The 23,862-nt window shown below is 37.0% G+C and carries 23 protein-coding genes; 20 read left to right on the top strand and 3 right to left on the bottom strand.

Features of this window, described 5'->3' with window-relative positions; all coding sequences use genetic code 11:
* The first annotated feature begins 54 nt into the window (after positions 1-54).
* The 11 genes from ID741_RS01250 (at position 55) to ID741_RS01200 (ending at position 12,182) form a co-directional block, all read left to right on the top strand.
* Positions 55-2,175: a hydantoinase/oxoprolinase family protein gene (locus ID741_RS01250; RefSeq protein ID WP_438718815.1), complete on the top strand. Its 2,121-nt coding sequence runs from the start codon at positions 55-57 to the stop codon at positions 2,173-2,175.
* 8 nt (positions 2,176-2,183) lie between these two features.
* Entirely contained in the window at positions 2,184-2,822 is a 639-nt protein-coding gene (locus tag ID741_RS01245; RefSeq protein ID WP_438718814.1) for a hypothetical protein, read from the top strand.
* A gap of 108 nt (positions 2,823-2,930) precedes the next feature.
* Complete coding sequence (locus tag ID741_RS01240) at positions 2,931-3,767, top strand: SDR family NAD(P)-dependent oxidoreductase (RefSeq protein WP_438718813.1); 837 nt, start codon at positions 2,931-2,933, stop codon at positions 3,765-3,767.
* A gap of 541 nt (positions 3,768-4,308) precedes the next feature.
* Positions 4,309-4,692 carry a hypothetical protein gene (locus ID741_RS01235; protein WP_438718812.1) on the top strand — a complete coding sequence of 128 codons (384 nt, stop codon included), beginning with the start codon at positions 4,309-4,311 and terminating at the stop codon, positions 4,690-4,692.
* A gap of 211 nt (positions 4,693-4,903) precedes the next feature.
* Entirely contained in the window at positions 4,904-7,879 is a 2,976-nt protein-coding gene (locus ID741_RS01230; RefSeq protein ID WP_438718811.1) for a hypothetical protein, read from the top strand.
* Positions 7,880-8,200: 321 nt separating this feature from the next.
* Complete coding sequence (locus ID741_RS01225; RefSeq protein WP_438718810.1) at positions 8,201-8,923, top strand: GntR family transcriptional regulator; 723 nt, start codon at positions 8,201-8,203, stop codon at positions 8,921-8,923.
* A 22-nt stretch (positions 8,924-8,945) separates the two neighbouring features.
* Positions 8,946-9,365, top strand: coding sequence for a PTS sugar transporter subunit IIA (locus ID741_RS01220; RefSeq protein WP_438718808.1), 420 nt, complete (start codon positions 8,946-8,948; stop codon positions 9,363-9,365).
* Positions 9,366-9,380: 15 nt separating this feature from the next.
* The gene (locus ID741_RS01215) at positions 9,381-10,130 is read left to right on the top strand and encodes a BtpA/SgcQ family protein (protein ID WP_438718807.1); all 750 of its coding nucleotides are present in this window, start codon (positions 9,381-9,383) and stop codon (positions 10,128-10,130) included.
* A complete protein-coding gene (locus tag ID741_RS01210) occupies positions 10,127-10,600 on the top strand; it encodes a PTS system mannose/fructose/N-acetylgalactosamine-transporter subunit IIB (protein WP_438718806.1) in 474 nt (157 codons plus the stop codon). The genes ID741_RS01215 and ID741_RS01210 overlap by 4 nt, the downstream gene beginning before the upstream one ends.
* Before the next feature lie 15 nt (positions 10,601-10,615).
* Positions 10,616-11,389, top strand: a complete 774-nt coding sequence (locus tag ID741_RS01205) for a PTS mannose/fructose/sorbose/N-acetylgalactosamine transporter subunit IIC (protein WP_438718805.1) — start codon at positions 10,616-10,618, stop codon at positions 11,387-11,389.
* A complete protein-coding gene (locus ID741_RS01200; protein ID WP_438718804.1) occupies positions 11,373-12,182 on the top strand; it encodes a PTS system mannose/fructose/sorbose family transporter subunit IID in 810 nt (269 codons plus the stop codon). The genes ID741_RS01205 and ID741_RS01200 overlap by 17 nt, the downstream gene beginning before the upstream one ends.
* 309 nt (positions 12,183-12,491) lie before the next feature.
* On the opposite strand, the gene ID741_RS01195 is transcribed toward ID741_RS01200, so the two are convergent.
* Positions 12,492-14,399, bottom strand: a complete 1,908-nt coding sequence (locus ID741_RS01195; RefSeq protein WP_438718803.1) for a M13 family metallopeptidase — start codon at positions 14,397-14,399, stop codon at positions 12,492-12,494.
* Between the two features lie 91 nt (positions 14,400-14,490).
* Between ID741_RS01195 and ID741_RS01190 the strand changes: the two genes are divergently transcribed.
* The 8 genes from ID741_RS01190 to ID741_RS01155 all read left to right on the top strand — a co-directional run bounded on the left by ID741_RS01190 (position 14,491) and on the right by ID741_RS01155 (position 20,779).
* Complete coding sequence (locus ID741_RS01190; RefSeq protein ID WP_438718802.1) at positions 14,491-15,039, top strand: hypothetical protein; 549 nt, start codon at positions 14,491-14,493, stop codon at positions 15,037-15,039.
* A 52-nt stretch (positions 15,040-15,091) separates the two neighbouring features.
* Positions 15,092-16,066: a ribose-phosphate diphosphokinase gene (locus ID741_RS01185; RefSeq protein WP_218324291.1), complete on the top strand. Its 975-nt coding sequence runs from the start codon at positions 15,092-15,094 to the stop codon at positions 16,064-16,066.
* A gap of 62 nt (positions 16,067-16,128) precedes the next feature.
* Entirely contained in the window at positions 16,129-17,052 is a 924-nt protein-coding gene (locus ID741_RS01180; RefSeq protein ID WP_438718801.1) for an alpha/beta fold hydrolase, read from the top strand.
* Positions 17,053-17,130: 78 nt separating this feature from the next.
* Positions 17,131-18,276, top strand: a complete 1,146-nt coding sequence (locus tag ID741_RS01175; protein WP_438718800.1) for a cysteine desulfurase family protein — start codon at positions 17,131-17,133, stop codon at positions 18,274-18,276.
* A 61-nt stretch (positions 18,277-18,337) separates the two neighbouring features.
* The gene (locus tag ID741_RS01170; protein ID WP_218324294.1) at positions 18,338-18,685 is read left to right on the top strand and encodes a DUF1831 domain-containing protein; all 348 of its coding nucleotides are present in this window, start codon (positions 18,338-18,340) and stop codon (positions 18,683-18,685) included.
* 153 nt (positions 18,686-18,838) lie between these two features.
* A complete protein-coding gene (locus ID741_RS01165; protein WP_218324295.1) occupies positions 18,839-19,492 on the top strand; it encodes a hypothetical protein in 654 nt (217 codons plus the stop codon).
* Positions 19,493-19,508: 16 nt separating this feature from the next.
* Positions 19,509-20,114, top strand: coding sequence for a metallophosphatase (locus ID741_RS01160; protein ID WP_438718799.1), 606 nt, complete (start codon positions 19,509-19,511; stop codon positions 20,112-20,114).
* Between the two features lie 50 nt (positions 20,115-20,164).
* A complete protein-coding gene (locus ID741_RS01155) occupies positions 20,165-20,779 on the top strand; it encodes a Vat family streptogramin A O-acetyltransferase (protein WP_438718798.1) in 615 nt (204 codons plus the stop codon).
* Between the two features lie 31 nt (positions 20,780-20,810).
* On the opposite strand, the gene ID741_RS01150 is transcribed toward ID741_RS01155, so the two are convergent.
* Positions 20,811-22,187, bottom strand: coding sequence for a PH domain-containing protein (locus tag ID741_RS01150; protein ID WP_438718797.1), 1,377 nt, complete (start codon positions 22,185-22,187; stop codon positions 20,811-20,813).
* Complete coding sequence (locus ID741_RS01145; protein ID WP_218324299.1) at positions 22,184-22,564, bottom strand: GntR family transcriptional regulator; 381 nt, start codon at positions 22,562-22,564, stop codon at positions 22,184-22,186. The genes ID741_RS01150 and ID741_RS01145 overlap by 4 nt, the downstream gene beginning before the upstream one ends.
* Before the next feature lie 165 nt (positions 22,565-22,729).
* On the opposite strand from ID741_RS01145, the gene mnmA reads away from it, so the two are divergent.
* Complete coding sequence (gene mnmA / locus ID741_RS01140; protein WP_438718796.1) at positions 22,730-23,848, top strand: tRNA 2-thiouridine(34) synthase MnmA; 1,119 nt, start codon at positions 22,730-22,732, stop codon at positions 23,846-23,848.
* Positions 23,849-23,862 lie beyond the last annotated feature (14 nt).

The raw sequence follows: 23,862 nt of genomic DNA, 5'->3' as shown, positions 1-23,862 counted from the left end.
TAGAACTAATTTTTGGAAAAAATTATTACTTTAGTATGAAAGAGGAGAAGCTTTATGAGTCGGCGTGTACGAATTGGAATTGATGTGGGAGGCACCCATACAAAAGCCGTCGCAATTGATAATGATAGCCAAGAAATTATTGGGAAATCTTCAGTGAAAACCACTCATGATCATGAGCAAGGTGTGGCTGAAGGGGTCGTCAATTCTTTTTTAAAAGTTTTGGCTGAATACAAGATTGAGCCTGAAGAAGTAGTTTTTGTTGCCCACAGTACGACGCAAGCGACTAATGCTCTTTTAGAAGGTGATGTGGCAAAAATTGGGATTATTTCGACTGCGAAAAATGGGGTGGAAGGCTTATTAGCCAAATTCCAAACCAATTTAAAAGATATAGATTTAGGAACGGGAAGAAGTATTCATATCTTATCCCGTTATTTACCTGCGAAACAATTAACTGATGAAGCGATTGGCAAAATGATCGATGAATTGGTGGCAGAAGGCGTCGAAGTAATCGTTGCTAGTTCTGCTTTTGGGGTAGATGATTTAAGCTGTGAAGAGCATATTGCTAAGATTGCTAAAGAAAAGGGTGTTCAAGTTACGCTGGCATCTGAAATGACCAAGCTTTATGGCTTGTCACGCCGCACCCGGACAGCAACAATCAATGCGTCAATTTTGCCTAAAATGCTAGAGACTGCTAATTCTACTGAATCTAGTGTGCGTTCATCTGGCGTTGATGTGCCTTTGATGATTATGCGAGGCGATGGCGGTTTAATGGACGTGGTGGAAATGAAAAAACGCCCTGTTTTAACTATGTTATCAGGACCTGCTGCAAGCGTGATGGGTGCCTTGATGTATTTGCGTACCTCGAATGGGATTTACTTTGAAGTTGGTGGAACATCGACTAACTTGGGTGTCATCAAAAACGGTCGTCCAGTAATCGATTATTCAGAAATTTCTGGTCACAAAACCTATGTTAATTCTTTAGATGTCCGGGTATTAGGAGTCGCTGGCGGATCAATGATTCGGGTCAGTCATTCAGGTGTTAAAGACGTAGGACCTCGAAGTGCCCACATTGCAGGGTTAGAATACGCTGTTTACACTCCTGAGGAAGAAATTGTTGATCCTGAATTAGAATTGTTTGCACCAAAAGAAGGCGATCCTGCTGACTATGTAGCAATCAAATTAGCCTCAGGCAAACGAGTAACTATTACCAATTCCTGTGCCGCTAATGTTCTAGGCTATGTTACTGAAGAAGATTTCTCTTTTGGTTATCCAAACTCGGCTAGAAAAGCGATGTTGCCTTTAGCGGAATATTTAAACTTAACAGTTGAAGAAGTGGCGCAACAGATCTTAGGTAAAGCAGTAGAAAAGATTGTTCCTGAAATTGAAAACCTAGCAAAAAAATACCATCTTGAAAAAAATCAAATGACCCTAGTTGGAGTTGGCGGCGGTGTCGCATCATTAATCAAGTATGCAGCGCAAAAAATGGATCTAAGCTATAAAATTCCGGAAAATGCGGAAGTAATATCCTCGATTGGGGTGGCTTTGGCAGCGGTGCAAGATGTGGTGGAAAGAATTGTTCCTAGTCCAACTAAAGCAGATATCCAGTCGATTAAACAAGAAGTAACTAATAAAGCGATTGAAAGTGGCGCGACTGAAGCCAGTATCGAAGTCCATATCGAAATCGATCCGCAAACACAAAAAATTACCGCTCGGGCTAGTGGCGCGACTGCCGCTCAAGCAGCTGAGCTAGACGGCGCACCAAATGAAGAAGAAGCTTTTGATTTAGCAGTACAAGATTTCCGTTTGCCGAAGGAAGAAGTGAAATTAATCGATAAGACTGATTTCTTCACTATCTTTGGCGCTTCTAATAATAAAGGAAACGGCATTCGCGTAATCGATAAAAAAGGCTTTATCCGAGTACAAAGAGAACACGCCCAAGTGGTCCACACGACGATGTCTAGCTATTTAGAACAAGTCAGCAAATTATGGGACAGCATGGCCAACTATCAAAGTGATATTATTTTACGGCCGGATTATTACTTCTGTGTCGGTCCACGCTTATTAGACTTTTCCAATACCGATTTTCAACAATTAACGATGCTGATCGATATTGAAATGAGTGAAATCATGGGTGATGAAGAAGTCATTATCATCGCTGCCAACCGATTTATTTAGGAGCTATTATGGAAGTATTTGCATCAACTATCTTAACTTTAGCCAAAGAACCGCGAAATATTTTCGCAGCATATTTGTTGCAACAAGACCATTTGTACAACAAAATACCGCTGGCGCAACGCTCTGAGTTAATTTCTCAGGCAGAGGCTTGTGGTGAAGGAATTGCTGAAAAGTTACGAGGGAAAAAATTAGCTGAATGGTTGACGGACTATCAATTACAGCTGGAAACATTTGAAGATACGACTAAGGTTAGCTTCAATCATGTCTTAGCTGAGTTTCAGCAGCCGGATACCATCAGAGTCAATCAAACTTTAATTGATGTGGGAAATGAACTGCTTCAAGCAGAGACTAATTTGGCTTTCTTAACGGGAAAAGCCAGTTTGACTGAAATTTTACAAGCCCACGAACTTTTTCATTTTCTAGAGGAACAAGATCGGTTATTCACGAAAGAAAAGCATGTGACTTATAAAACCGGACCCTTCAAACGAAAAGCGCGGATACATGCTTTAAGTGAGATTGCTGCTAATCGATTTGCAGAAGTTTTTTTCCAGTTGCATTATCCGGTTTTACTATTAAATCCGGTGTTGTTATATCCAATCGATGAGGATTATAGCTGGCAATTTATCAGACAAATCCAGCAACTTTGAAACTATTGTCACAAGCTATCGATTAATTGAAAATACCAATTAGTATCATGGGAATAGATAAAGTATAGTGATAGTAATAACAAACTTAAAAGGAGCGTTTTTATTAATATGGAAAATTCATGGTTAGATTTAGCAGGCGACGTCGTTTTAATTACTGGTGCATTAGGTGGAATGGGTCGTAAAATTGCTAATGATTTCGCAGAACAAGGCGCAAATATGGCGTTAGTCGACTTAAATAAAGAAGCCACTGCAGCATATGCAAAAGAATTGGCAAATACTTACAATGTAAAAGCTGAAGGTTATGCATGTAACTCAACAGTTGAAGAACAAGTGGAAGCATTAATTAAAGATGTAAAAGCTGACTTTGGTCGGATTGATGTATTAGTGAATACAGCAGCCATCTTGAAATTTAGTCCATTAGAAGACCTACCATTTGATGAATGGAAACAAGTAATCGATGTCAACTTGAATGGTTACTTCTTAATCTCACAACGAGTGGGTCAAGTCATGATCGAACAACAAGGCGGAAGAATGGTTCATATCTCAACTATTGCCTCAATCTCACCAGAAACTTATTCAGGTGCTTATAGCCCATCTAAAGCTGGTGTAAACATGATGTCGAAACAAATCGCAGCTGAATGGGGACAATATGGTGTCCGCAGTAACTGTATTTTACCTTGTTTTGTTAAAACACCTCTTTCAACTAAATTCTATGAAGATGTTGAAGTTGAAGAAGGTCGTCGTCGGATGGTCGCTTCTCGTCGTATCGGTGATGTACAAGATATCGCAAACAGTGCTTTATTCTTAGCCAGCAAACGTTCTGACTATACAAATGGTCACGAATTACGCGTTGAAGGTGGCTTTGGCATTATGCTAGGTGATTTAGTACCAAAACCAGGCGGACGTCGTCAATACGCAATTGATTCTCGTAAACCAAAAGCATAAAAAATTCTTTAATATCATAAAATATGATTTGGTGAATTTTTATTTGAAGTCAGAAAGATAACAATTAAAATGAATCGCTAGATCAATAAGTGAGGAGGACGCGTAAAGTGTCCTTCTTTTTTTCTGCAAAAGAATTCTGCAAAAGAATTATCGACCAAATAAATTGATATGGAAAGTCCAATCAATATACTGAAATGAAATTTTTTCAGAAGAACCGTTAAATAATGAAAAAGATAAGATGAACATCAAAAGACTAAAAACTAGCAAAAATTACAGCGCAACTTGCTGGATTTTTTTATTTTGTAAAAAACCATCAAATTCAATGACACTGAACAGATTTTTAAATCTACGACATTTGTTTTTTAAGGCTTTAAATCAAGGTTTTTCAACTGAAAAATAAAATAGGATTTTTCTTATGTCGTGGATTTTTAAAACAGTTGAGTGTCGTCTGGGAGAGTGAAAAAAATATTTTTTAAAATTATTTGGACTTTTTCGCCAAAACTTTCGTTATTAGAAGTAAGAAGAAATGAGGAGAGTCTTTATGCAAAAACATCCCTTTACTTGCCGTCAACTATTAAACCGTGATTACCAGAAAATCCAACGGCAAGTGACGAAATACTATAAAAATACGACGAATCTAGTTCTTTGCCTGAAAATCATTCAAGCACTATTGATCCGTCGAAACCTTGCGGCAGAGAAATTAGAATTACCGCTAGTGGAAATCGTCCGAGAAATCTATCAAAAGAATCCGGCTACTTCAGATATGGCTATTGAGATTTATCAATTTGGCGAATACTTCACAAAAAGAGAGTGGCATTTGTTAATGGAGAAGTATAAACAACTGGTGCGTTTATTTGTGCTGGTGAGAATTCTTGGAGAGTGCTTGAAGCAAGCACGCAGGCGAAGACTATTTTTGAGTGGCTAATAATTAGTAAGCCAAAGAAAAACGGCAGTGAAATTGTTAATTTATACTAGCTAAAAGATTAATTTATTTTGATTTTAAATATTATTTGTTAATTATAATTATTTCTCATTATATATTATTTTTCAATTTTAAAATGACAAAAATGCCGCGATAAAGCGATTTCTCTGTTATAATTAGATGAATGTAATTTAAAACTAAGGGGAGCGAAAAAATGAAAGAAGGACAGAAATTTAAATTAATCAAATGGAACAAACAATTAATCTCAGTCGCTACAGGAATATTATTAGTCAGTCAATTAACAGTAGGACCAGTCCAAGTTTTAGCGGAGACGACAGATAGTGCATTACCAAGTAGTTCAAAAAATATTGATCCAGAAAATCAACTGGATGTTGGAATGTCTAGTGAGTTATTTACGGCGGAAAACCAGATTTCTAATGGGAATACTGGCGGAGAAAGTCAGGCATCGACGGATAGCGCAACAACTAGAAATAATTTAAGCCCACAGAATGATACCATCACAACACAGGGTGAATTGCAGAAAAAAATTGATGAAATTGATGGCTCTGGAACAATTATTCTATCTAATAATATTGATATTAGTGCCAAAACAATTGATATCAGCGGAAAAGATATCACTCTGATATCTACAGATGACGCCACATTAAAAAGAGTGACTAACTACTTCGGTAGCGTGTTCAATGTAACAAATTCAGGCAGTCTCACACTAAACGGTGTAAGTGTTGATGGAAATATAGATAATAAAGGAACTGCAGGGAGTTCATTAATTTCATTAAACATTGCTACCTTTACATTAGAATCAGGAACCATCAAGAATGGCAATTCTTCCAATGATGGTGGTGCAATAAGCACCCTTCGTAATGATAATAATAATACAATCAATATAAATGGCGGAACCATCAGCGATAATACAGCAACTCGTTCTGGAGGTGGTATCTTTATTGATAGAGGGGCAGTCACAGTAAGTGGTGGAACCATCAGTAACAATACAACAGCTGATGGTGGAGGTATTTGTGCTCTTTTTGAGACAACAGTCATAGTAAGTGGAAACGGAATTATCAGTGATAACACAGCAACTAGTAATGGAGGCGGCATCTATGGTGCAGAAGGAACAGTCACAGTAAGTGGAAACGGAACCATCAGCGGAAACAAATCTACTAATGGAGGTGGCATTTATTTTAGTGGTTCTAACACTAATCATAATGAGGTCATTATAGAAAGCGGAACTATCAGCAATAATACAGCAACTGCTAATGGAGGCGGCATTTATCTTAGTAGTTTTTCCAATACCAGTACGGTCAACATAGAAGGCGGAACCATCAGCAACAATACAGCAATTCGTGATGGAGGCGGCGTTTTCATTCGACAAGGAACAGTAACCATGACCGGCGGCTTAATCTACGGAGTAGCAGATGCAGCCATGGATTTGGTTTATTATTCCACAGGAGTCTGGTCTGGTCCCACTGATAGCGGTGCAGTTATCGCTAAATCTACATCGAACAGTTCACCCTATGAATGGGGATCAGATACAGACTTAAATGAAGAATTTGGACAAGGTATTCTGAGTGAAAAACCTTATTGGACGATCAAAGGTGATGCAGTTGGTATCGGTTCTTCAATAAGTAGTACGGTTGATAGCTTTATTCCAGTTAGTGATGCGCAGATTCAGTTTAAAAAAGAGATGCTTAATGAACTATCAAAGTCGCCTTTGACTTATACAGGGAAAGAGCAAAGTATTGGTTTTGAAGTGGCAGATACTTATAAGGATACTGACTTAGCAAGTGCAATCACTCGAGAGATAGTTCCAACTTATCAGCACCAAACAAATAATAATGAAATAAGTTTATTAAATGCAGGAACCTATAATGTTACCGCAGGTGTCACTACAGCAGAAGAACCAGCGACTAAGTTACTAAATGGTTCGGGAGTGGATATGGGAACCGTCACCATCAATCCAGCTAAGTGGACACAAGAACATTTTAATTATGCTAAGGAAACAAACCTAACCTATACAGGTACAGGATTAAAAGCGGTAATTACTGCAAAAAATCCTACCGTGATTACTGATTTTTCCGTCAGGTATATCAAAGATGACGACCCGTCCAATAAAGAATTAACTGAAATGACCGAAGCGGGCACTTATAGTATTCGAATTAAAATAAATACCGATACTAATTCTAACTATAATACGCCAGCCGCATTCACTCTTTCAGACGCCAAAGTAATCGTGAAGGAATCAGAGAAAAAGCAACCAGAAGCAACGATGTATGGCGCAACAATTCCGACATCATATGTTTACGATGGGAAAGCGCCAGAAATCGCAATCTCCAGTAAAGGTGAAGACCTAGGAACAATCTCTCCAATCTTCAAACAAAATGATGTGGAAGTAAAATCTTCAAATGTTGGAACTTATCAAGTCTATGCAAGAAATACTGGCTCAGATAAATACAATGCCGCAGATACTATGTTAGGTGAATTTACGATTACGGCAAAACCATTAACGATTTCTGTCGAAGATGTGGAAGTCCAAAAAAATGACTTATTACCAGAAATCATTATCAATTACACTGATTTCGCAGAAGGTGAAGACGAAAATACAATCTTTAGCGAACTTCCAACCGGAGAATATGTAGGAGATAGTTCAAAAGTCGGCAAATCTGCCATCAAAATAAATAAAGGAACAAAAAAAGCTGCGGCAGATAATTACGAACTTACTTACCAGTCAGGAACGTTAACAGTTTTAGAAAACCCAGAAGAAGACCGCGTACCGTTGTATCGTGTCTACAACAAAAACAACGGTGAACACTTATATACTAGTTCCCAATCAGAAGCACAGGGCTTGGTCAATAAAGGCTGGCAAGATGAGGGTATCGGCTGGTACGGAGCGAAAACTTCTAACAAACCTGTTTATCGCCTGTACAATAAAAATTCCGGCGAACATTTCTACACCTTAGACAAAGCTGAATACAATAGTGTCGCAAATGCTGGCTGGGAAAAAGAAGATATTAGCTTTTACGCGGCAGAAGATACTGAGATACCGATTTACCGAGTATTCAATCCGAATTCGAAAGATGCTGGCTCCCATCTCTATACTTTGAGTACCGATGAGAACACTTGGTTGATTCAAGAAGGTTGGAAATCTGAGGGAGTTGGGTTTTATGGGAAGTAAACAAAAAAATTCAGTTTTTGAGGTTGCTGAAAAAGTCTCGCTTTTTACCTAGCTAAAAAGCGAAATGGTATCTTAAATAAAAAAGGGTCGATTCTCATATTTTTTGTGAGAATCGACTCTTTTCGTTTATACGAAGGATTTCGTGTAAAACCAAGATCTCTTCCCACAGGTTTCAGTTTAATAACTGTTGAGACCTTTTCAGCAGCCTTGATACATAAGTTTTTCTTTTTTTATTGAAAATTAGTTGTTGACAAATCTTTGAAAACGGTTTAAGTTAATTGTGTTAATACGTGTTAATACAAGTTGAAAGGATGATGAATCTTGCAAGAGAATGTTTTGGAAAATGAGAAGGAGCCATTATATATACAATTGTCCAATATTATTCACAATAAAATTCTTTCTGGAGAATACAAATTTGGAGAGAAAATCCCATCAGAGCTGACTTTAGTCAATGATTATAGTTTAAGTAGAGTAACTGTAAGAAAAGCTATTCAAGACCTAACTGACAAAGAAATTGTTGAAAAAAAACAAGGAAAAGGCGTTTTTGTTAAATTTCCAGTATACAAGGAGACATTTAACGCTGGCGGAAGTTTTACTTCATCGGGAAAAGTGATGAATAATATACCTACTTCTGAAATCATCAGCCGACGGACAATTTCAACCAACGACGTTGAAGATTATGGTCTTAGTATTGCGTCATCGGAGGTTATTGAACTAGTTAGATTAAGACATATTGACAATCAACCTGTTATTTATGAAGTAGATATTTTTGATGCTTCATTAAAAGAGATAATTGATAGCCTTGGCGAGCAAGATTCATTGATAGATACTCTTAAAAACCACGACTTTAAAATTAATCACTTTGATAATTTGATCGATGTTGCTTTTTCAAATATTGATATTTCAAAAAAGTTGAAACTAGAGAACAGAACGCCAGTATTGCACATTCAACAGCAAGTTCTGGATTCAAATGATAAGCTTATTTACTTCAATGAACAGTTTATCAATTCTGAAATATATAAAGCGGCTATCAGATCATATTAATTTAATTTAAGGAGAAGAGTAATTGAAGAAAAAAGTTTATATAGCAACCCATGGAGAAATGGCTGAGGGAATTAAAAATTCTTTAGAATTAATTGCTGGAGATTCTGCAAAGGAGATCGAAGCATATTCCTTAATTCCAGGGAAAAATCCTCAAGATTTTATTAGACAGATTGAAGAAGATATTCAAGAAGATTCTGAGACACAATATATTATTTTAGGTGATTTATATGGCGCAAGTATTGTTAACTCAATGGTACAACTTGCTGGCTACGAAAATGTGGTGTTACTTTCTGGCGTGAATTTGAGCATGGCTTTACAGGTCTTATTATCTGTTTCAGAAAGTTTAACTGATTCAGAAGTTGAAATGATTATCGCTGAATCAAAAATGGGTATTCAACGGATCGTATTGCCCAAAGAAATCAATGAAAATAATGAGTTTTAGAGAGGATAACTAAACATGATACAGAAAGATTTTTTAGGACTTTTTAGCAAAAAGAAGCCAATTATTGCGATGATTCACTTAAAAGGTGAAAGTACAGAAGAAATTCAAACGCGAGCAAAAAAAGAGATCGGGATATATATTGATGAAGGTGTCGATTGTATCATGATGGAAAATTACTATGGAGATTATCGAGAATTAGAAAAAGCCATTCAATATATCGTATCACTAGATTTAGAAATCCCCATCGGTGTGAACTGTTTAAATGTGGATTCTATGGGATTTTACCTAGCAAATAAATATGATTTAGATATTATCCAAGTTGATTCAGTAGTGGGTCATGTAAAACCTAGAGATGAAGCGACATTACAAACCTTCTTTGAATTGGAAAGAGAAAATACTAAAGCGGCTTTAATTGGTGGGGTCAGATTTAAATACCAACCTGTTTTATCAGAAAAATCTCTAGAAGAAGATATTCATATTGCAAAAGGTCGTTGTGATGCTGTTGCTGTTACTGAAAATGCGACTGGACAAGAAACCTCGATTGAGAAAATTAAAGAGTTTAGAGATTATTTAGGTGATTTTCCACTAGTAGTTGCTGCCGGGATTACTACTGAAAATGTGCTAAAACAATTGGAATATTGTGATGCTGCTATTGTGGGAAGTAACTTTAAAGACACTAGAAAAGATACTGGTGATGTCAGTCGGGAAAATGTGAAAGAATTTATGAAGTTGATTAATGAATATCGGGAGGAGTTAGAAAAATGACTATTAAATTAGTAAGAGTAGACCACAGATTGATTCATGGACAAGTAGGATTCACTTGGACAAAATTTTTACAGGCGAATTGCATTCTAATTGCTAGTGATGAACTGGTGGAAGATTCATTAAAAATGACGGCTATGCGAATGGCTGCACCTAATGGCGTTAAACTTGTCATGAAAAATATCGAAGACTCTGCAACAGCTTTAAATTCAGGGGTAACGGATAAATACAACCTATTAATTTTATGTGAATCGGTAGATGATGTGTATGAATTGACACAGAAAGTTCCAACCTTAAAAAGTATTAACTTAGGTGGCATGAAAGATGGAGATGATCGTAAACAAATTTCTAAATCGGTTCATCTATCTGAAAATGACATCGCTTTAATTAAAAAAATGGAAGCAAATGATATTACTTTAACTGTTCAAATGGTTCCAGATGAGCAAGCAGTGGATATTAAAAAATTAATTTAAACTAGGAGAAAAAATATGGATATAACTATTGGAAAGATTGCCTTGATATTTTTAGTTGCTTTTTTTGCTTATATGCATAGCTTCGCTGGCTCTACAATGTGGAACAGACCGATTGTTGTCGGACCATTGGTGGGTCTCGTATTGGGAGATGTGGAATCAGGATTGAAACTTGGGGCGACACTAGAATTAGTATTTATGGGTGCTTTTCCTGTTGGTGCAAGTAATCCACCAGATTTTGTATCGGGGACGATTATAGCTACAGCATATGTCATTATGAGCGGTCAATCAATCGCTAGTGCAGTCTTGTTAGCTGTTCCAATCGCAACTTTGGTATTATTAATTGATAATTTACAGATGACGTTTTTACTAACTTACGCTAGTCATAAAGCGGATAAGTATGCACTTGAAGGTGACATTCGTGGAGTAGAACGCACGCAAGTAATTTTTGGTATATTAAATAAAATAATATTAGCAGTTATCGTGGCTGTTGGATTTGCTGTGGGTGTGCCAGCAATTGAAATGATTTTATCATATGTTCCTGAATTTGTTACTCATGGTTTAGATATCGCTGCCGGGATCATCCCAGCAATAGGTTTCGCAATGTTAGCTAAAATGATGTTGACTAAAAAAATGATTCCATTTTTATTGGTAGGATTCTTATTATCGGCCTACTTGGGCGTAACGGTAGTAGGTGTGGCTTTATTCGGAATTGTAGCAGTCATGTTGACGATCAGTTCAAGTGAAAATGTAAATACGAAGGAGGCTGCAATTGATGACAACGAATTCTAAAATAACTCGAAAAGATTTTTGGTCGGTTTTCTTTAGATCATTAACTTTGGATTCATCGTGGAACTATGAACGTATGCAAAATTTGGGATTTGCTTTTGCAATGGCTCCAATAATTAGAAGACTTTACACTGAAAAAGAAGAAAGGTCTCTTGCTTTACAACGTCATTTAGAGTTTATGTCTATTACACCTCATATTTCAACCTTACTTTTTGGTATTACAAGTGCCATGGAGGAAGAGAATGCGAAGAATAACGATTTCAATTCATCTTCAATCAGTGCTGTTAAATCAAGTTTAATGGGTCCTATTGCCGGTGTCGGAGATTCATTTTTCTGGGGAACATTGAAAGTAATTGCCACGGGGATTGCGATTTCATTATCTAGTGAAGGTAATATTTTTGGTCCAATTGCATTCTTATTGATCATTAATGTACCGCACTTTATCTTAAGATATATCTGCATGGATCAAGGTTTAAAATACGGTGCTAAGTTTTTTGGCGACTTGAGTAGTAGTGGGCTGGTCCAAAAAATTACTGAAGCGGCGTCCGTTTTAGGACTAATGGTTATTGGTGCTATGACAGCTTCAAATGTTAATTTTGAATTAACGATGAAAGTTGGAGGAGGCAAAATTGCAGAGTCTTTGCAAACTTATGTGGATCAAATTATGTTGGGCTTTTTCCCAGCTGCTTTTTTCTTAATTATCTATTGGTTATTAGGAAAGAAAATTAAAACAACAACATTGTTATTAGGCGTGATAGCTTTCTCAATCTTAGTTGCTTTAGTTGGATTAGCATAAGGAAAAATATTCTATAAGATTAGAATAACAGACTGTAGACAAAGTCCATTTTAAGGATGTATCTACAGTTTTTTTTTAAAATAGAATCATGAAACTACATTCGAGGATTGGCGATAACTAGGATGCTAGTTTTTGCTGTAATGAGTCTAAAACAATTAGAACATGGCTATGAAAAAAGTAGGGGACTTTTATTTTTTCGCTAATTTTGTTATAAAACAGAAAAGAAGGTACCAAATTCAAATTTCTCGAATTTTGGTACCTTTTTGTGTGAAATCGTCTACGAAAAAAATCATCAGCAATGATTGTGATTTACCAAATACTCACTCGTTTTTCTGGTGCTAAATACATATTGTCTGATTCTGTCACATGGAAAGTATCATAAAATTCAGGGAGATTTTTCACTTGGACGTTGGCTCTTAATTTATTTGGTGCATGAACATCGACAGCCAATAATAATTGACTATATTCTTCTCGAGCTTTCATCCGCCAAATGGTTGCCCAGTTGATAAAGAAGGCAGCTAAATCTACCTCAGCTTCTTTTTTAGTAGCTTCTAAGGCACAACTCAAACCGCCGGCATCGGCAATATTTTCTGAGACAGTTAATTTACCGTTGACTTTGCCACCAGCAATTTCTAAACCATCAAATTGGGCAATCATGTCATCTGCTAATTGTTGGAAATGGGTCGTATCGTCTTCAGTCCACCAGTTATTCATATTGCCGTATTCATCAAATAGTGCGCCATTGTTATCAAAGGCATGAGAAATTTCATGGGCAATTACGGCTCCGATACCACCAAAGTTTTGACTGGCAGATTGTTCTAGGCTGTAAAAAGGCGCCTGTAAGATCGCCGCTGGAAAAACAATGATATTTCTAAAAGGATGGTAATACGCATTCACTGTTGAAGCGCTCATTTCCCATTCGTCGCGATCGACTGGTTGATTCCATTTGCTGAAATTATCAAGCCGAACTAGTTTTGCAAAATGGAGGGCATTGGTTAATAAAGTACCGCCATCTTCTGCTGTTGTGACGCGAAATTGTTGATAAATTTCCGGAATACTATCAGGATAACCCACATGCACACCGAGGGTACTTAGTTTTAAGATGGCTTTTTCTTTAGTTGCTGGACTTAACCAAGCATTGTTGTTTAAACGGTCTTGATAGACACCAATCATGGTAGTCACCATTTTTTTGACATCTGCTTTGGCTGTGGCACCAAAATATTTTTCACCGTAATAATTACCAACGACTTGATCAAAACGACCGGAAGCTAAATAGTAAGCGGCTTTTTCTTGTGGGCGGGCTTCTTCAGCACCGGATAAAGCACGATTGTAGCTGCCACCGATTTGACGAAATTCTTCACTTAAATAGCCAGTTAAAGCATTTAAAGTCATGACTAGCATCCAGCTTTTTAATTTTTCAAAAGTTTCTTCGTTGACTATTTGATCTAGTGCCTCAAAATATTCTGGTTCAGTCACGATGATTTTTTCAGGTAGTTGACCGATCAGACCAGTTACTAATTTTTCTAAGTCAAAGTGATGAGAGTGTTTGACAAACTCAGTTCCTGTTTGCGGATTGTACATTTTACTATAGTCGGCATTTTCTTCCGAGCTTTTCAAATGAGGTGCCAACGCTTTATCAAAAGCAATGGCTTGATCAGTTATTTTCTCAGCTGTTTGTGAATCATAGCCGGCTAATGCAAATAACTGTAAAGTCATTTCTTTAAACATTTGCAACAGTTGTTCAGCTTGAGGATGATCTTTTTCGTAATACGTTTTATCTGGTAGAATGGTACCGGTAGTTGCTGCAAACAAAGCATTGATTTGCGTATTTTTCATATCGGCATCGATTTCTAAGCCAAAGGGTAAAGGCATCCCATCTAGTACCCAGGAATCAATCTGTTTATTTAAATCAGAGAAGTTGCGTAAGTCGGTTACTCTTTTTAGTAATGGCAAAAGAGGGGTTGCTCCGTCGGCATCTCTTTTTGCAAAGTCCTTAGTTAATTGGTAATAAGCCAGATATTCTTTTAGCAAGTCATCTTGAACTGATTCTGGCTTTTCAACCATTTCTTTCGTGTCATTGATTAATAAATCATCGATTTGATCGACTAAATCAATAAAGCCGCCAGTCGCTGGTTTGTCGGCAGGGATTTCAGCGGTTTCTAACCATTCACCATTTACTGCTTGATATAAATCATCTTTTAATAAATTTTTATCCATTTTATCTGCCCCTTTCTCCTATATTATGATATATATTATGTAAATACACCATACAAAAGACTTTATCCGTTTCAGTTAAGGAGGAATTTATTTGTATCCTAAAAATCAATGGATTGAGCTTAACGCTTTTTCTTTTTATAAAAACTGGCAGACACCTAGTGGCTTCTTATGCGGAACCTATGCCAGCAGTGTTTTATTGGCTTATTATCAGGATGTTTTGACAAAACCAACGATTCCAGTGACGACTCGTCAACCTTTTGAAAATCAGAAAAAATTGATTGATATCTTGCAACCAATTTTGCAGCCAATCGATCTGCCGACAGTACCGCTTCAAATTAGCTTTGGTTTAAATTGGTATTTTCATAAATATCAGCTACCTTTTCGAGCCCGATCCACAGGCATTGGTTCTTGGCAACGGGTAACAAAACGGATTTTGGCGGGGGAACCGGTGATGATCGGTTTAGCGAAATATTTCGGTTCAACCTATGGCAATCATTGGGTAGTGGTGCATGGTTTTTACGAAAGTAATGACGGTCAGCGCTATTACAAAATCCACGACAACTGGGGCGCGACTGAAAAAATTATTCCTGCCCGCTGGGGAAATGGGACAATTTCATTACAAGAAATAAAAACTAAATGAAAATCTTAAAATATATGATAAACTGGTGGTAACAAATTAATGGAGGGACAGCATGTCTAACGAATCTATTGAGAATAAGTTTAAAATTTTCAGTCTAAATGGCAATGTACCATTGGCTGAAAAGATTGCAGAAGTATGTGGCGTGAGTTTGGGGAAATCGACAGTTAAGCACTTCAGCGATGGTGAAATCGCGATCAACATTGAAGAAACTGTCCGTGGTTATGACGTTTACTTGGTTCAATCAACCAATGATCCAGTCAACGATAACTACATGGAACTATTAATTATGATTGATGCCATGAAACGAGCGAGTGCGAAAACGGTCAATGTAGTGTTACCTTATTATGGTTATGCAAGACAAGATCGTACGGCTAAGCCCCATGAACCAATCACGGCAAAATTAATTGCCAATTTATTAACGGATGCGGGTGCCAACCGGATACTAACGTTAGACTTACACACAGTGCAAGTACAAGGATTTTTTGATATTCCAGTGGATAATTTATTTACTATGCCGCTCTTTGCTCATTATTATCGTAAACGTGGCATGGTGGGAGAAGATTATGTGGTGGTTTCACCGAAAAATAGTGGTGTGACTCGTGCCCGATCATTGGCAGAATATTTGGATACCACGATTGCTATTGTTGATGAAGAAGAAGCCGACAATCCCGAAACAGGCTATGTGATTGGTGATGTTAAAGGAAAAACTTGTATCATGGTAGACGATATTTTAAATACCGGTATCGTTTTTGTAGAAGCTTCAAAAACATTAATGAAAGAAGGCGCTAAAGAAGTAGTCGCCTGCGCTTCTCATGGATTATTGTCAACACCTGCAAAAGAATTGTTAGATCAAACTGAAATCAAAGATATTTGTGTGACTGATTCAGTCTCAGTCCCAGAAGAGCGTCATCCTGATAAACTTTCTATCATCAGCTGTGGTGAATTGTTAGGTTTAGGGGTCAAACGTATTTATAATAATCAAAGTGTGAGTCCATTGTTCACGATGGAACCGAAGAATTACGAATAAGAATGTCAAAATGAGGTCTAATTGCAGACCTCATTTTTTATTAATTGATTGGCAGGTGTTTTATGGCAATTATTATTGAAGAAATGATTGAATTAAATGGGCAACCTCAGTTTGTTTCCATCAGAGGAAAACAGCCAGATTTACCACTATTACTCTATCTTCATGGTGGGCCTGGGGATGCGGCTTTTCCCTTGATGAGAAAGTATAATCAGCAATTAGAAAAGCATTTTATTGTGGTGAATTGGGAGCAAAGAGGGGCGGGTAAATCCTATTATCCTTTTGATGACCAGCTGCCTGATATGGCGACTTTTGAAGCCGATTTATTGGCTTTGATAAAAATTCTGCTAACCACATTTAAACGAGAAAAACTTTATTTAGCAGGACATTCATGGGGCAGTGTCTTAGGTCTGAGATTTATCCAGCAACATCCTGAATTAATTGAAAAATATTTTGGCATTGGTCAAGTAGTGAATATGCAGGAAAATTTTCAGCGGCAGTGTCAATTTGTTTTGACCGAAAGCCAAGCACGCCAAGATAAGAAAACAACTATCCAACTTCTGCAAGTCAATCAAGCGTTAAATGACGAAAATTGGTTGAAAGATTTATTATTTGTCACGAAAAAAGTTGTGAAGTATCGCCGGTCTCTGTATGGAAAATCCAATTACAATCAACTGGTGAAAGACTTTATTTTCTCTCGGGAATATTCTTTGAAGGATTTATTGAATCGGGAAAAAGGCTCTTTACAAGCGATTCAAACCTTATGGCCAGAATTGATGACGGTTGATTTTTCTGAAATCACGCACTTTGAAGTGCCAGTAGTATTTTTTATGGGACGCCACGATCAACATGTCTCGGCAGACTTATTGGCCTGCTATTACCAAAGAATTTCTTCGGCTAAAGACATTGAATGGCTTGAAGTTTCCAGCCATTTCCCACAATGGGAGGAAGCCGAGAAATTTAATCAGCTATTACCACGCTATATTTAAGGCTGTCATAATTTTTGGCAGTCTATTTTCTTGTGTGTTAGAATAAAACGACTTACATAGCAGAAAGGTTCGATTTTTTTGGAAAAGATTTATTTAGATCATGCAGCGACTAGCCCAATGAATCCACAAGTCATCGCAGAAATGACTGACGTAATGAGTAATATTTATGGTAATCCTTCTAGTATTCACGGAATTGGTCGTGAAGCTGCTGAGAAACTAATGGCTGCGCGAGATATTGTAGCTAAAAGTTTGGCGGTGAAACCTCATGAAATTATTTTTAATAGTGGTGGTACCGAAGGAGATAATACGGCAATTTTAGGTGTGGCTTTTTCTCGAGCTGAGTTAGGTAAACACATTATCACAACTGCGATTGAGCACCCAGCTGTCATGAATACTATGAAGTATTTAGAAGACAATGGTTTTGAAGTTACTTATTTAGGTGTGGATAAAAAAGGCCGCATCTCTTTGGATGAATTTCAAGCTGCGTTGCGAGAGGATACGATTTTAGTTTCTGTCATGTATGGCAATAATGAAATTGGTAATCTGATGCCAATAAAAGAAATTGGCGAAATATTAGCGGATCATCCAGCTTATTTCCACAGTGACGCAGTTCAAGCTTATGGGATCGAAAACATTCGTCCTCATGAATTAGGGATCGATTTATTAAATATTTCAGCCCATAAAATTAACGGACCAAAAGGCGTGGGCTTTTTATTTAAAAATGATGCCATCAAATTGCCAGCTTTACTACGAGGTGGTGAACAAGAAGAAAAACGCCGGGCTGGAACAGAAAATATCGCCGGCATTGCTGGTTTAGCCAAAGCAGTGGAAATTTTGACGCCAGAAGAACGCGAGAAACGGACAGAAATGTACCAAAGCTTTAGCCACATGATTTTATCTGCCTTAGATGCTGCTGAAATTCCTTACGCGATTAACGGCGATTTTGATCATAAATTACCACAAATCTTGAATCTGCGTTTTAAAGGCGTAGTTAATGATTTATTGTTGATGAAACTGGACTTAAAAGGAGTCGCTGTTTCCACTGGTTCTGCTTGTACAGCTGGAACCGTTGATCCTTCTCACGTATTAGAAGCAATCTATGGCAAAAATGCACCTGAAATCAAAGAATCGGTACGTTTTAGTTTTGGTCAAGGAAATACAGAAGCGCAAATGAGCGATTTTTCCAAAATTTTGGTGACTAGTTTGCAAGAGCTGGCAAAGTAGATTGAAATGCCAGATAAACATCTCTATAATAAGAATGAAAGAATATAAATGAGGTGAAATGATGGGATACAGTCAAATGGATACTGTTGAAGGCGCAAAATTTGAATATAAGTTGGCTCCTGAAGCCAAACGCTATACTTTGCGAGACAATGGATTTAAAGAAACCAAAGCTGGCAATTTTCAATTGGTTATGCCGCTGAATGCAACACCCCAAAGTAAAGAAGGATTCAAATTAAAAATCACAGTCGACAAAGAATTAAACGGCTTTAAAATGTCAGTGACGACTGCCAACGGTTTAAAAACTTTCAATATTTTTAAAGATGAAAAAAATCAATTGGTGCAAGAGAAATTTTATTTCTTAATGGATGGCATGATTGATCGGGGTTTATTTACTAAAAGCGAAAAATAAGAGAAATAAATTTTATTCTTACGGGGATAAAATTTATTTCTTTTTGTTTATCAGAAGGCAAGGCAAGATAAATATGGTACACTCTTAATAACAAAATCGTTTTCAAGTTGTTATTTAGATACGTACTTTTGTATCTTAGGAGAAGGTGAGAATTTGGTACATAAGATTAAGACAGTCCCCCATCATAAAATTATTTCTGAATATCGCCTGTTAACAGGCTTGAGTATTTCAATAGAAGATTGTGCCAGCTTAGCAAAACAACTGCAAAGCTATGGCGTGGATGATTATCGAGTTGGAAAATATCAAGGAAATAGTTATTTAACTCGTTACCTAGATTATTTCGTTGATTTTTTACCGATGTGGCAATATAAGAAGAAATATTTGATTCCTTTGTTATTTAGGTGTACAAAAGACACAGAGAAAATGTTTGATAACCCAAATCGTTGGCCAGCTTTTTTTGTTTTATTGGATTGGTATTTAACTTTTCATCCTCAAAAAGTATTAATTCACCATGGAACAAGCGATGAAAAGCAGCCGATTGTTGATACAGCATTTGTTATCTTTAGATTGTCTGAGATTTGGGATGGAATGGCTTTTCCGATTGGTAATTTAAACACATTAGCGGAATTTGAAGAATGGAATAAAAAAAGTCACGTGTTAGACACTGGTAGCGGCTTTCAACGAACTTCAGACTTTGATGAACATAATATCGAGGATTTATCGCAGGTAGCGGTCTTGATTGAAATTGTGAAGTTAAAATACCAAGATAAACTAAAAAAACAAGGGTATAACTTACCTAAGTCATAAAATGTAGGTGAGAGAGATGAAGTACTTTATTTCCGATACGCATTTTTTCCATGAAAATCTATTGGGGGACAATGATTTTGCTCCACGTATTTTTGATACCATGAAAGAAATGAATCAAGCATTGGTAGACGGCTGGAATCAAGTAGTCAAGGATAAAGACGTGGTTTATCATTTAGGCGACGTGGCGATGCATCCGTTGTATGAACGGGGAAATGATGAAATTTTAGCGGAAATATTAAAATTAAATGGTCGGATTATTTTTATTAAAGGCAATCACGATTCACGGGCTTTCTTTAATTTTTTGGCTGCCAATGATCCATTAATGCCAGATGGCTCCAATAAATTTGAATTCCATGATGTTGGTGCGATTGTAAAATTTAATCACCATCAATATTATTTGACCCATTATCCGATGCTTTTAGGTAAAACGGTAAATATCCGTAATTTGCATGGGCACATTCACCATTATAGTATGCCGATTGCTGAAGATATCAACGTTGGTGTCGATGCACCGGAGCGGGATTTATTACCTGAAAAATTACCTTTTGGGGCACCAATTTCCGAAAATCTCATCGATGTTATCGCTATTGAAAAAGAAGCAGAAATAAAAAAATTAAAATAAATTGAAGCATTGCAAGTTGGTTGCAGTGCTTTTTTTAAGGAGTGAAGTTGATGAATTACGGACCAGATCCTAAAGCAATTTATCCTAATGAAGCGATTAAAAGTGTTTGCTTTATTAAAAATGTGATTACTCGAAAAAATATCACTGTGGGTGACTATACTTATTACGATGATGCGAATGGATCAGAAAATTTTGAACAGCACGTGACTCATCACTATGAATTTTTAGGGGATCAATTAATTATCGGTAAATTTTGTGCAATCGCTAGTGGGATTGAATTTGTTATGAATGGCGCCAACCATCGGATGAATAGTATCACGACGTATCCTTTTAACATTATGGGACATGGTTGGGAAAAAGCTACGCCAGAACTGAGTGATTTACCTTTTAAAGGGGATACCATTGTCGGTAATGATGTCTGGATCGGACAAAACGTGACGGTGATGCCAGGTGTCAAAATCGGTAATGGCGCGATTGTTGCTGCTAATTCTGTCGTTACAAAGGATATACCGTCTTATCACATTGTAGGTGGCAATCCGGCTAAAATAATTAAATCGCGTTTTTCAGCAGAAAAAATTAGTCAACTAGAAGAACTAAAATGGTGGGATTGGTCGGCGGAGAAAATTTTTAACCAATTAACTGAATTAACCAAGATAATAAAGTAAGCGCCGCGGGATTTCCGCAGCGCTTTTTTTATTAGGGCAGATGAGCCAAAATAGCTTGATAGGCATCTCTGGTTTTTTTTGCTTGTTTATTGGTGTAATAATAGGTGCGTTGTTTGGTTTGAATTTCTAAAATCGGTTGATCATTATTAATGACAAACATGGAAATTTTTGTTTGTTTGTCTTGAAAATTGCCGATAGCATAGTGGTCAGTTGCCAAACCGTTTGTTTTTATAAAGTGGTCAGGTAATTGCTTCACTAGACGAACATTTTCAATATTATTGTAGGCAATTTCTTTTGAAGGATAAAAAGGCGCATCTAAAATGATTTCGTTGGTTTCAACTTGGTAAGTCATGGGATTAGGATGATAATCTAAGAAATACATCGGTCCAATGGTACCCACCATCGCCACTACCAAAATAATTCCTACGATAGCCATCGAGACTTTACCTCCCAAACGGCCAATGTTGACACCTATATTCATTCCAACTCGATCTGGAATCATTAAGCGATGATCGTTTGGATTATAGTAAAGTCCGAAGCGCCAATAATAATCATCGCCACGATAACGAAATGTCGGTGTTTGACTCAGTAATGCATCTTGTTTTTTTCGTAAACGTAATAACCAGTAGAGAGTAAAACCAATTAAAAGGAACATCAATATAAATTCCACAATCATAAAAATCATGAAGGTACTAGGTTTCATATAGATGCTAAACATAGGAATAAATATCATTAACGTAATGCCGATGCTCATACCGGCCATCATACTGGACCAGTAAAATTTGGTTAAGTCATTATATTGCTGATTAATTTTTTGATCATCAGTCAGCGCTCGTACTGGTAAACGTTTAATATAGTACCAGCCTACGATTAATAATAACCAAGTCACCAACATAGTGATTAACATAATGATACCTAAACCTTGGTTAAAGGAAAGCAAAACAACATTACCGGCAATAATTAGTATTAGAGCAGCAACAAACCACCAGATTGAAACTATTTTCCGATTTTTCTCGATAATCGTTTGGGTATTCATCTGCACGGGTGCCTCGGTTAATTCCCAATGATTTTGAACAATTAAATTGTGCATCTTCCGAATGTAGCGAATTTGCAAAAAGTAAAAATTAGCAATTAAAGCATAAAATACTAGAAAGAATAAGGTCATAAAGATAGAGTCTTTCATTGGTAGAAAAAAGATTAAGGAAATCAATGAGTAAATAGTAGCCACTTGAAATAATCTTTTCCGATATTTTTTTGCTAAGGTAGTGACTTGTGGATCATTTACATGTTCTGGTGAAAAGGTATTTTCAATCACCACATAATTGTGAGGTTTCGCTGCCAAACCGCCGGTAAAGGCCATGATAAAACTACAAAAAACAAATATGACAAAAATGATGGTTCCCATCATGATTGATCAGCTCCTTTTTTAAAGCTGGATAGAATAGTTGCAACTTTTTCCAGCAATTCTTTTTCTGTGATACCGGAAAGCGCCAATTCCGCTAAAATCAAAGTAAGGCTTTCGTCACGATTTTCTTTTGTAATCACTGGTAATGGTGCAACAACCGTTCCTTTGCGGCGGTCAGCAATTAGGTAACCCGCTTCTTTTAATTGCTGATAACCTTTAGAAACAGTCATGGTATTGACGCCCAGTTCATCAGCAATTTGTCTAACTGTCGGTAATTGTTCGCCAACACTTAATTCGCCTTTTGCAATGCCGATAATGATTTGGCGCTTCAGTTGTGAATAAATCGCTTCTTCTGATAATGGATCGATTTCTAAAATCATAATCATGCCTCCTTGTATTATTTATATTAATACAAATGATACAAAGTGTCAAAAAATTTTCCTCTCGAATTTATTTTTAAATTGTTGTATAATGCAGATTACTGAAAAGTTGCGACCTTCAAATCGATAATTTTTTCGGAATTTAAATGAAATGATGGTGATACTGTGTCTAACAGCAACACGCGCGTCGTCGTAGGAATGTCTGGCGGCGTAGATTCATCCGTGACAGCTTTGCTTTTAAAAGAACAAGGCTATGACGTGGTGGGAATTTTTATGAAGAATTGGGATGACACTGACGAAAATGGTGTCTGTACAGCAACGGAAGACTACAAAGATGTCGCTAAAGTGGCTGCCCAAATTGGTGTACCGTATTATTCGGTTAATTTTGAAAAGGAATATTGGGATCTGGTTTTTGAATATTTCTTAGCAGAATATCGCGCTGGGCGCACACCAAATCCAGATGTGATGTGTAACAAAGAAATTAAATTCAAAGCATTTTTAGATTATGCAATGGATTTAGGCGCTGATTATGTCGCTACTGGTCACTATGCCCAAGTAGAAACTGATGAAAATGGTGTCGTTCACATGCTTCGCGGGGTGGACAATAACAAAGACCAAACTTATTTCTTAAGTCAATTATCTCAAGCACAATTGGCTAAAACAATGTTTCCTTTAGGCGGAATGGAAAAATCAGAAGTTCGTGCAATCGCTGAACGCGCTGATTTAGCTACAGCTAAGAAGAAGGATTCTACCGGTGTTTGTTTTATTGGCGAAAAGAATTTCAAACAATTTTTAAGTCATTATTTGCCAGCTCAAAAAGGCAACATGGTTACTTTAGACGGAGAAGTCAAAGGACAACATGATGGCTTAATGTATTATACGATTGGTCAACGTCAAGGCTTAGGAATTGGCGGCGGTGGAAAAACGCAAGATCCATGGTTTGTAATCGGCAAAGATCTAACCACTAATACATTATATGTAGGGCAAGGCTTTCATAATGAAGCTTTGTATGCGACTAGCTTGGATGCTAGCGAAATTCACTTTACTACGGATGAAGAAAAACCAAAAGAATTCCGTTGTACAGCAAAATTCCGTTATCGCCAAGAAGATTTACCTGTGACGGTTCATTTATTGGAAGGTAATCGGGCAGAAGTTATTTTTGACGAACCTATTCGTGCCATTACACCTGGACAAGCAGTTGTTTTTTACGATGGAATGGAATGTTTAGGCGGCGGCTTAATTGACCACGCTTATAAAGAAAGTAAAGAATTACAATATATCTAAAAAAAGAGTTGAGA

This window comes from Enterococcus sp. AZ103, from assembly GCF_051714685.1.
GTDB classification, from domain to species: domain Bacteria; phylum Bacillota; class Bacilli; order Lactobacillales; family Enterococcaceae; genus Enterococcus_A; species Enterococcus_A alishanensis.
This window is presented reverse-complemented; position numbering and strand designations above follow the sequence as displayed.

What these genes read in the sequence shown, in the direction of transcription:
- ID741_RS01250 (WP_438718815.1), top strand. Translation starts at nt 55, where the DNA reads ATGAGTCGGCGTGTACGAATTGGAATTGATGTGGGAGGCACCCATACA.
- ID741_RS01245 (WP_438718814.1), top strand. Translation starts at nt 2,184, where the DNA reads ATGGAAGTATTTGCATCAACTATCTTAACTTTAGCCAAAGAACCGCGA.
- ID741_RS01240 (WP_438718813.1), top strand. Translation starts at nt 2,931, where the DNA reads ATGGAAAATTCATGGTTAGATTTAGCAGGCGACGTCGTTTTAATTACT.
- ID741_RS01235 (WP_438718812.1), top strand. Translation starts at nt 4,309, where the DNA reads ATGCAAAAACATCCCTTTACTTGCCGTCAACTATTAAACCGTGATTAC.
- ID741_RS01230 (WP_438718811.1), top strand. Translation starts at nt 4,904, where the DNA reads ATGAAAGAAGGACAGAAATTTAAATTAATCAAATGGAACAAACAATTA.
- ID741_RS01215 (WP_438718807.1), top strand. Translation starts at nt 9,381, where the DNA reads ATGATACAGAAAGATTTTTTAGGACTTTTTAGCAAAAAGAAGCCAATT.
- ID741_RS01210 (WP_438718806.1), top strand. Translation starts at nt 10,127, where the DNA reads ATGACTATTAAATTAGTAAGAGTAGACCACAGATTGATTCATGGACAA.
- ID741_RS01205 (WP_438718805.1), top strand. Translation starts at nt 10,616, where the DNA reads ATGGATATAACTATTGGAAAGATTGCCTTGATATTTTTAGTTGCTTTT.
- ID741_RS01200 (WP_438718804.1), top strand. Translation starts at nt 11,373, where the DNA reads ATGACAACGAATTCTAAAATAACTCGAAAAGATTTTTGGTCGGTTTTC.
- ID741_RS01195 (WP_438718803.1), bottom strand. Translation starts at nt 14,399, where the DNA reads ATGGATAAAAATTTATTAAAAGATGATTTATATCAAGCAGTAAATGGT.
- ID741_RS01185 (WP_218324291.1), top strand. Translation starts at nt 15,092, where the DNA reads ATGTCTAACGAATCTATTGAGAATAAGTTTAAAATTTTCAGTCTAAAT.
- ID741_RS01180 (WP_438718801.1), top strand. Translation starts at nt 16,129, where the DNA reads ATGGCAATTATTATTGAAGAAATGATTGAATTAAATGGGCAACCTCAG.
- ID741_RS01170 (WP_218324294.1), top strand. Translation starts at nt 18,338, where the DNA reads ATGGGATACAGTCAAATGGATACTGTTGAAGGCGCAAAATTTGAATAT.
- ID741_RS01160 (WP_438718799.1), top strand. Translation starts at nt 19,509, where the DNA reads ATGAAGTACTTTATTTCCGATACGCATTTTTTCCATGAAAATCTATTG.
- ID741_RS01155 (WP_438718798.1), top strand. Translation starts at nt 20,165, where the DNA reads ATGAATTACGGACCAGATCCTAAAGCAATTTATCCTAATGAAGCGATT.
- ID741_RS01150 (WP_438718797.1), bottom strand. Translation starts at nt 22,187, where the DNA reads ATGATGGGAACCATCATTTTTGTCATATTTGTTTTTTGTAGTTTTATC.
- ID741_RS01145 (WP_218324299.1), bottom strand. Translation starts at nt 22,564, where the DNA reads ATGATTTTAGAAATCGATCCATTATCAGAAGAAGCGATTTATTCACAA.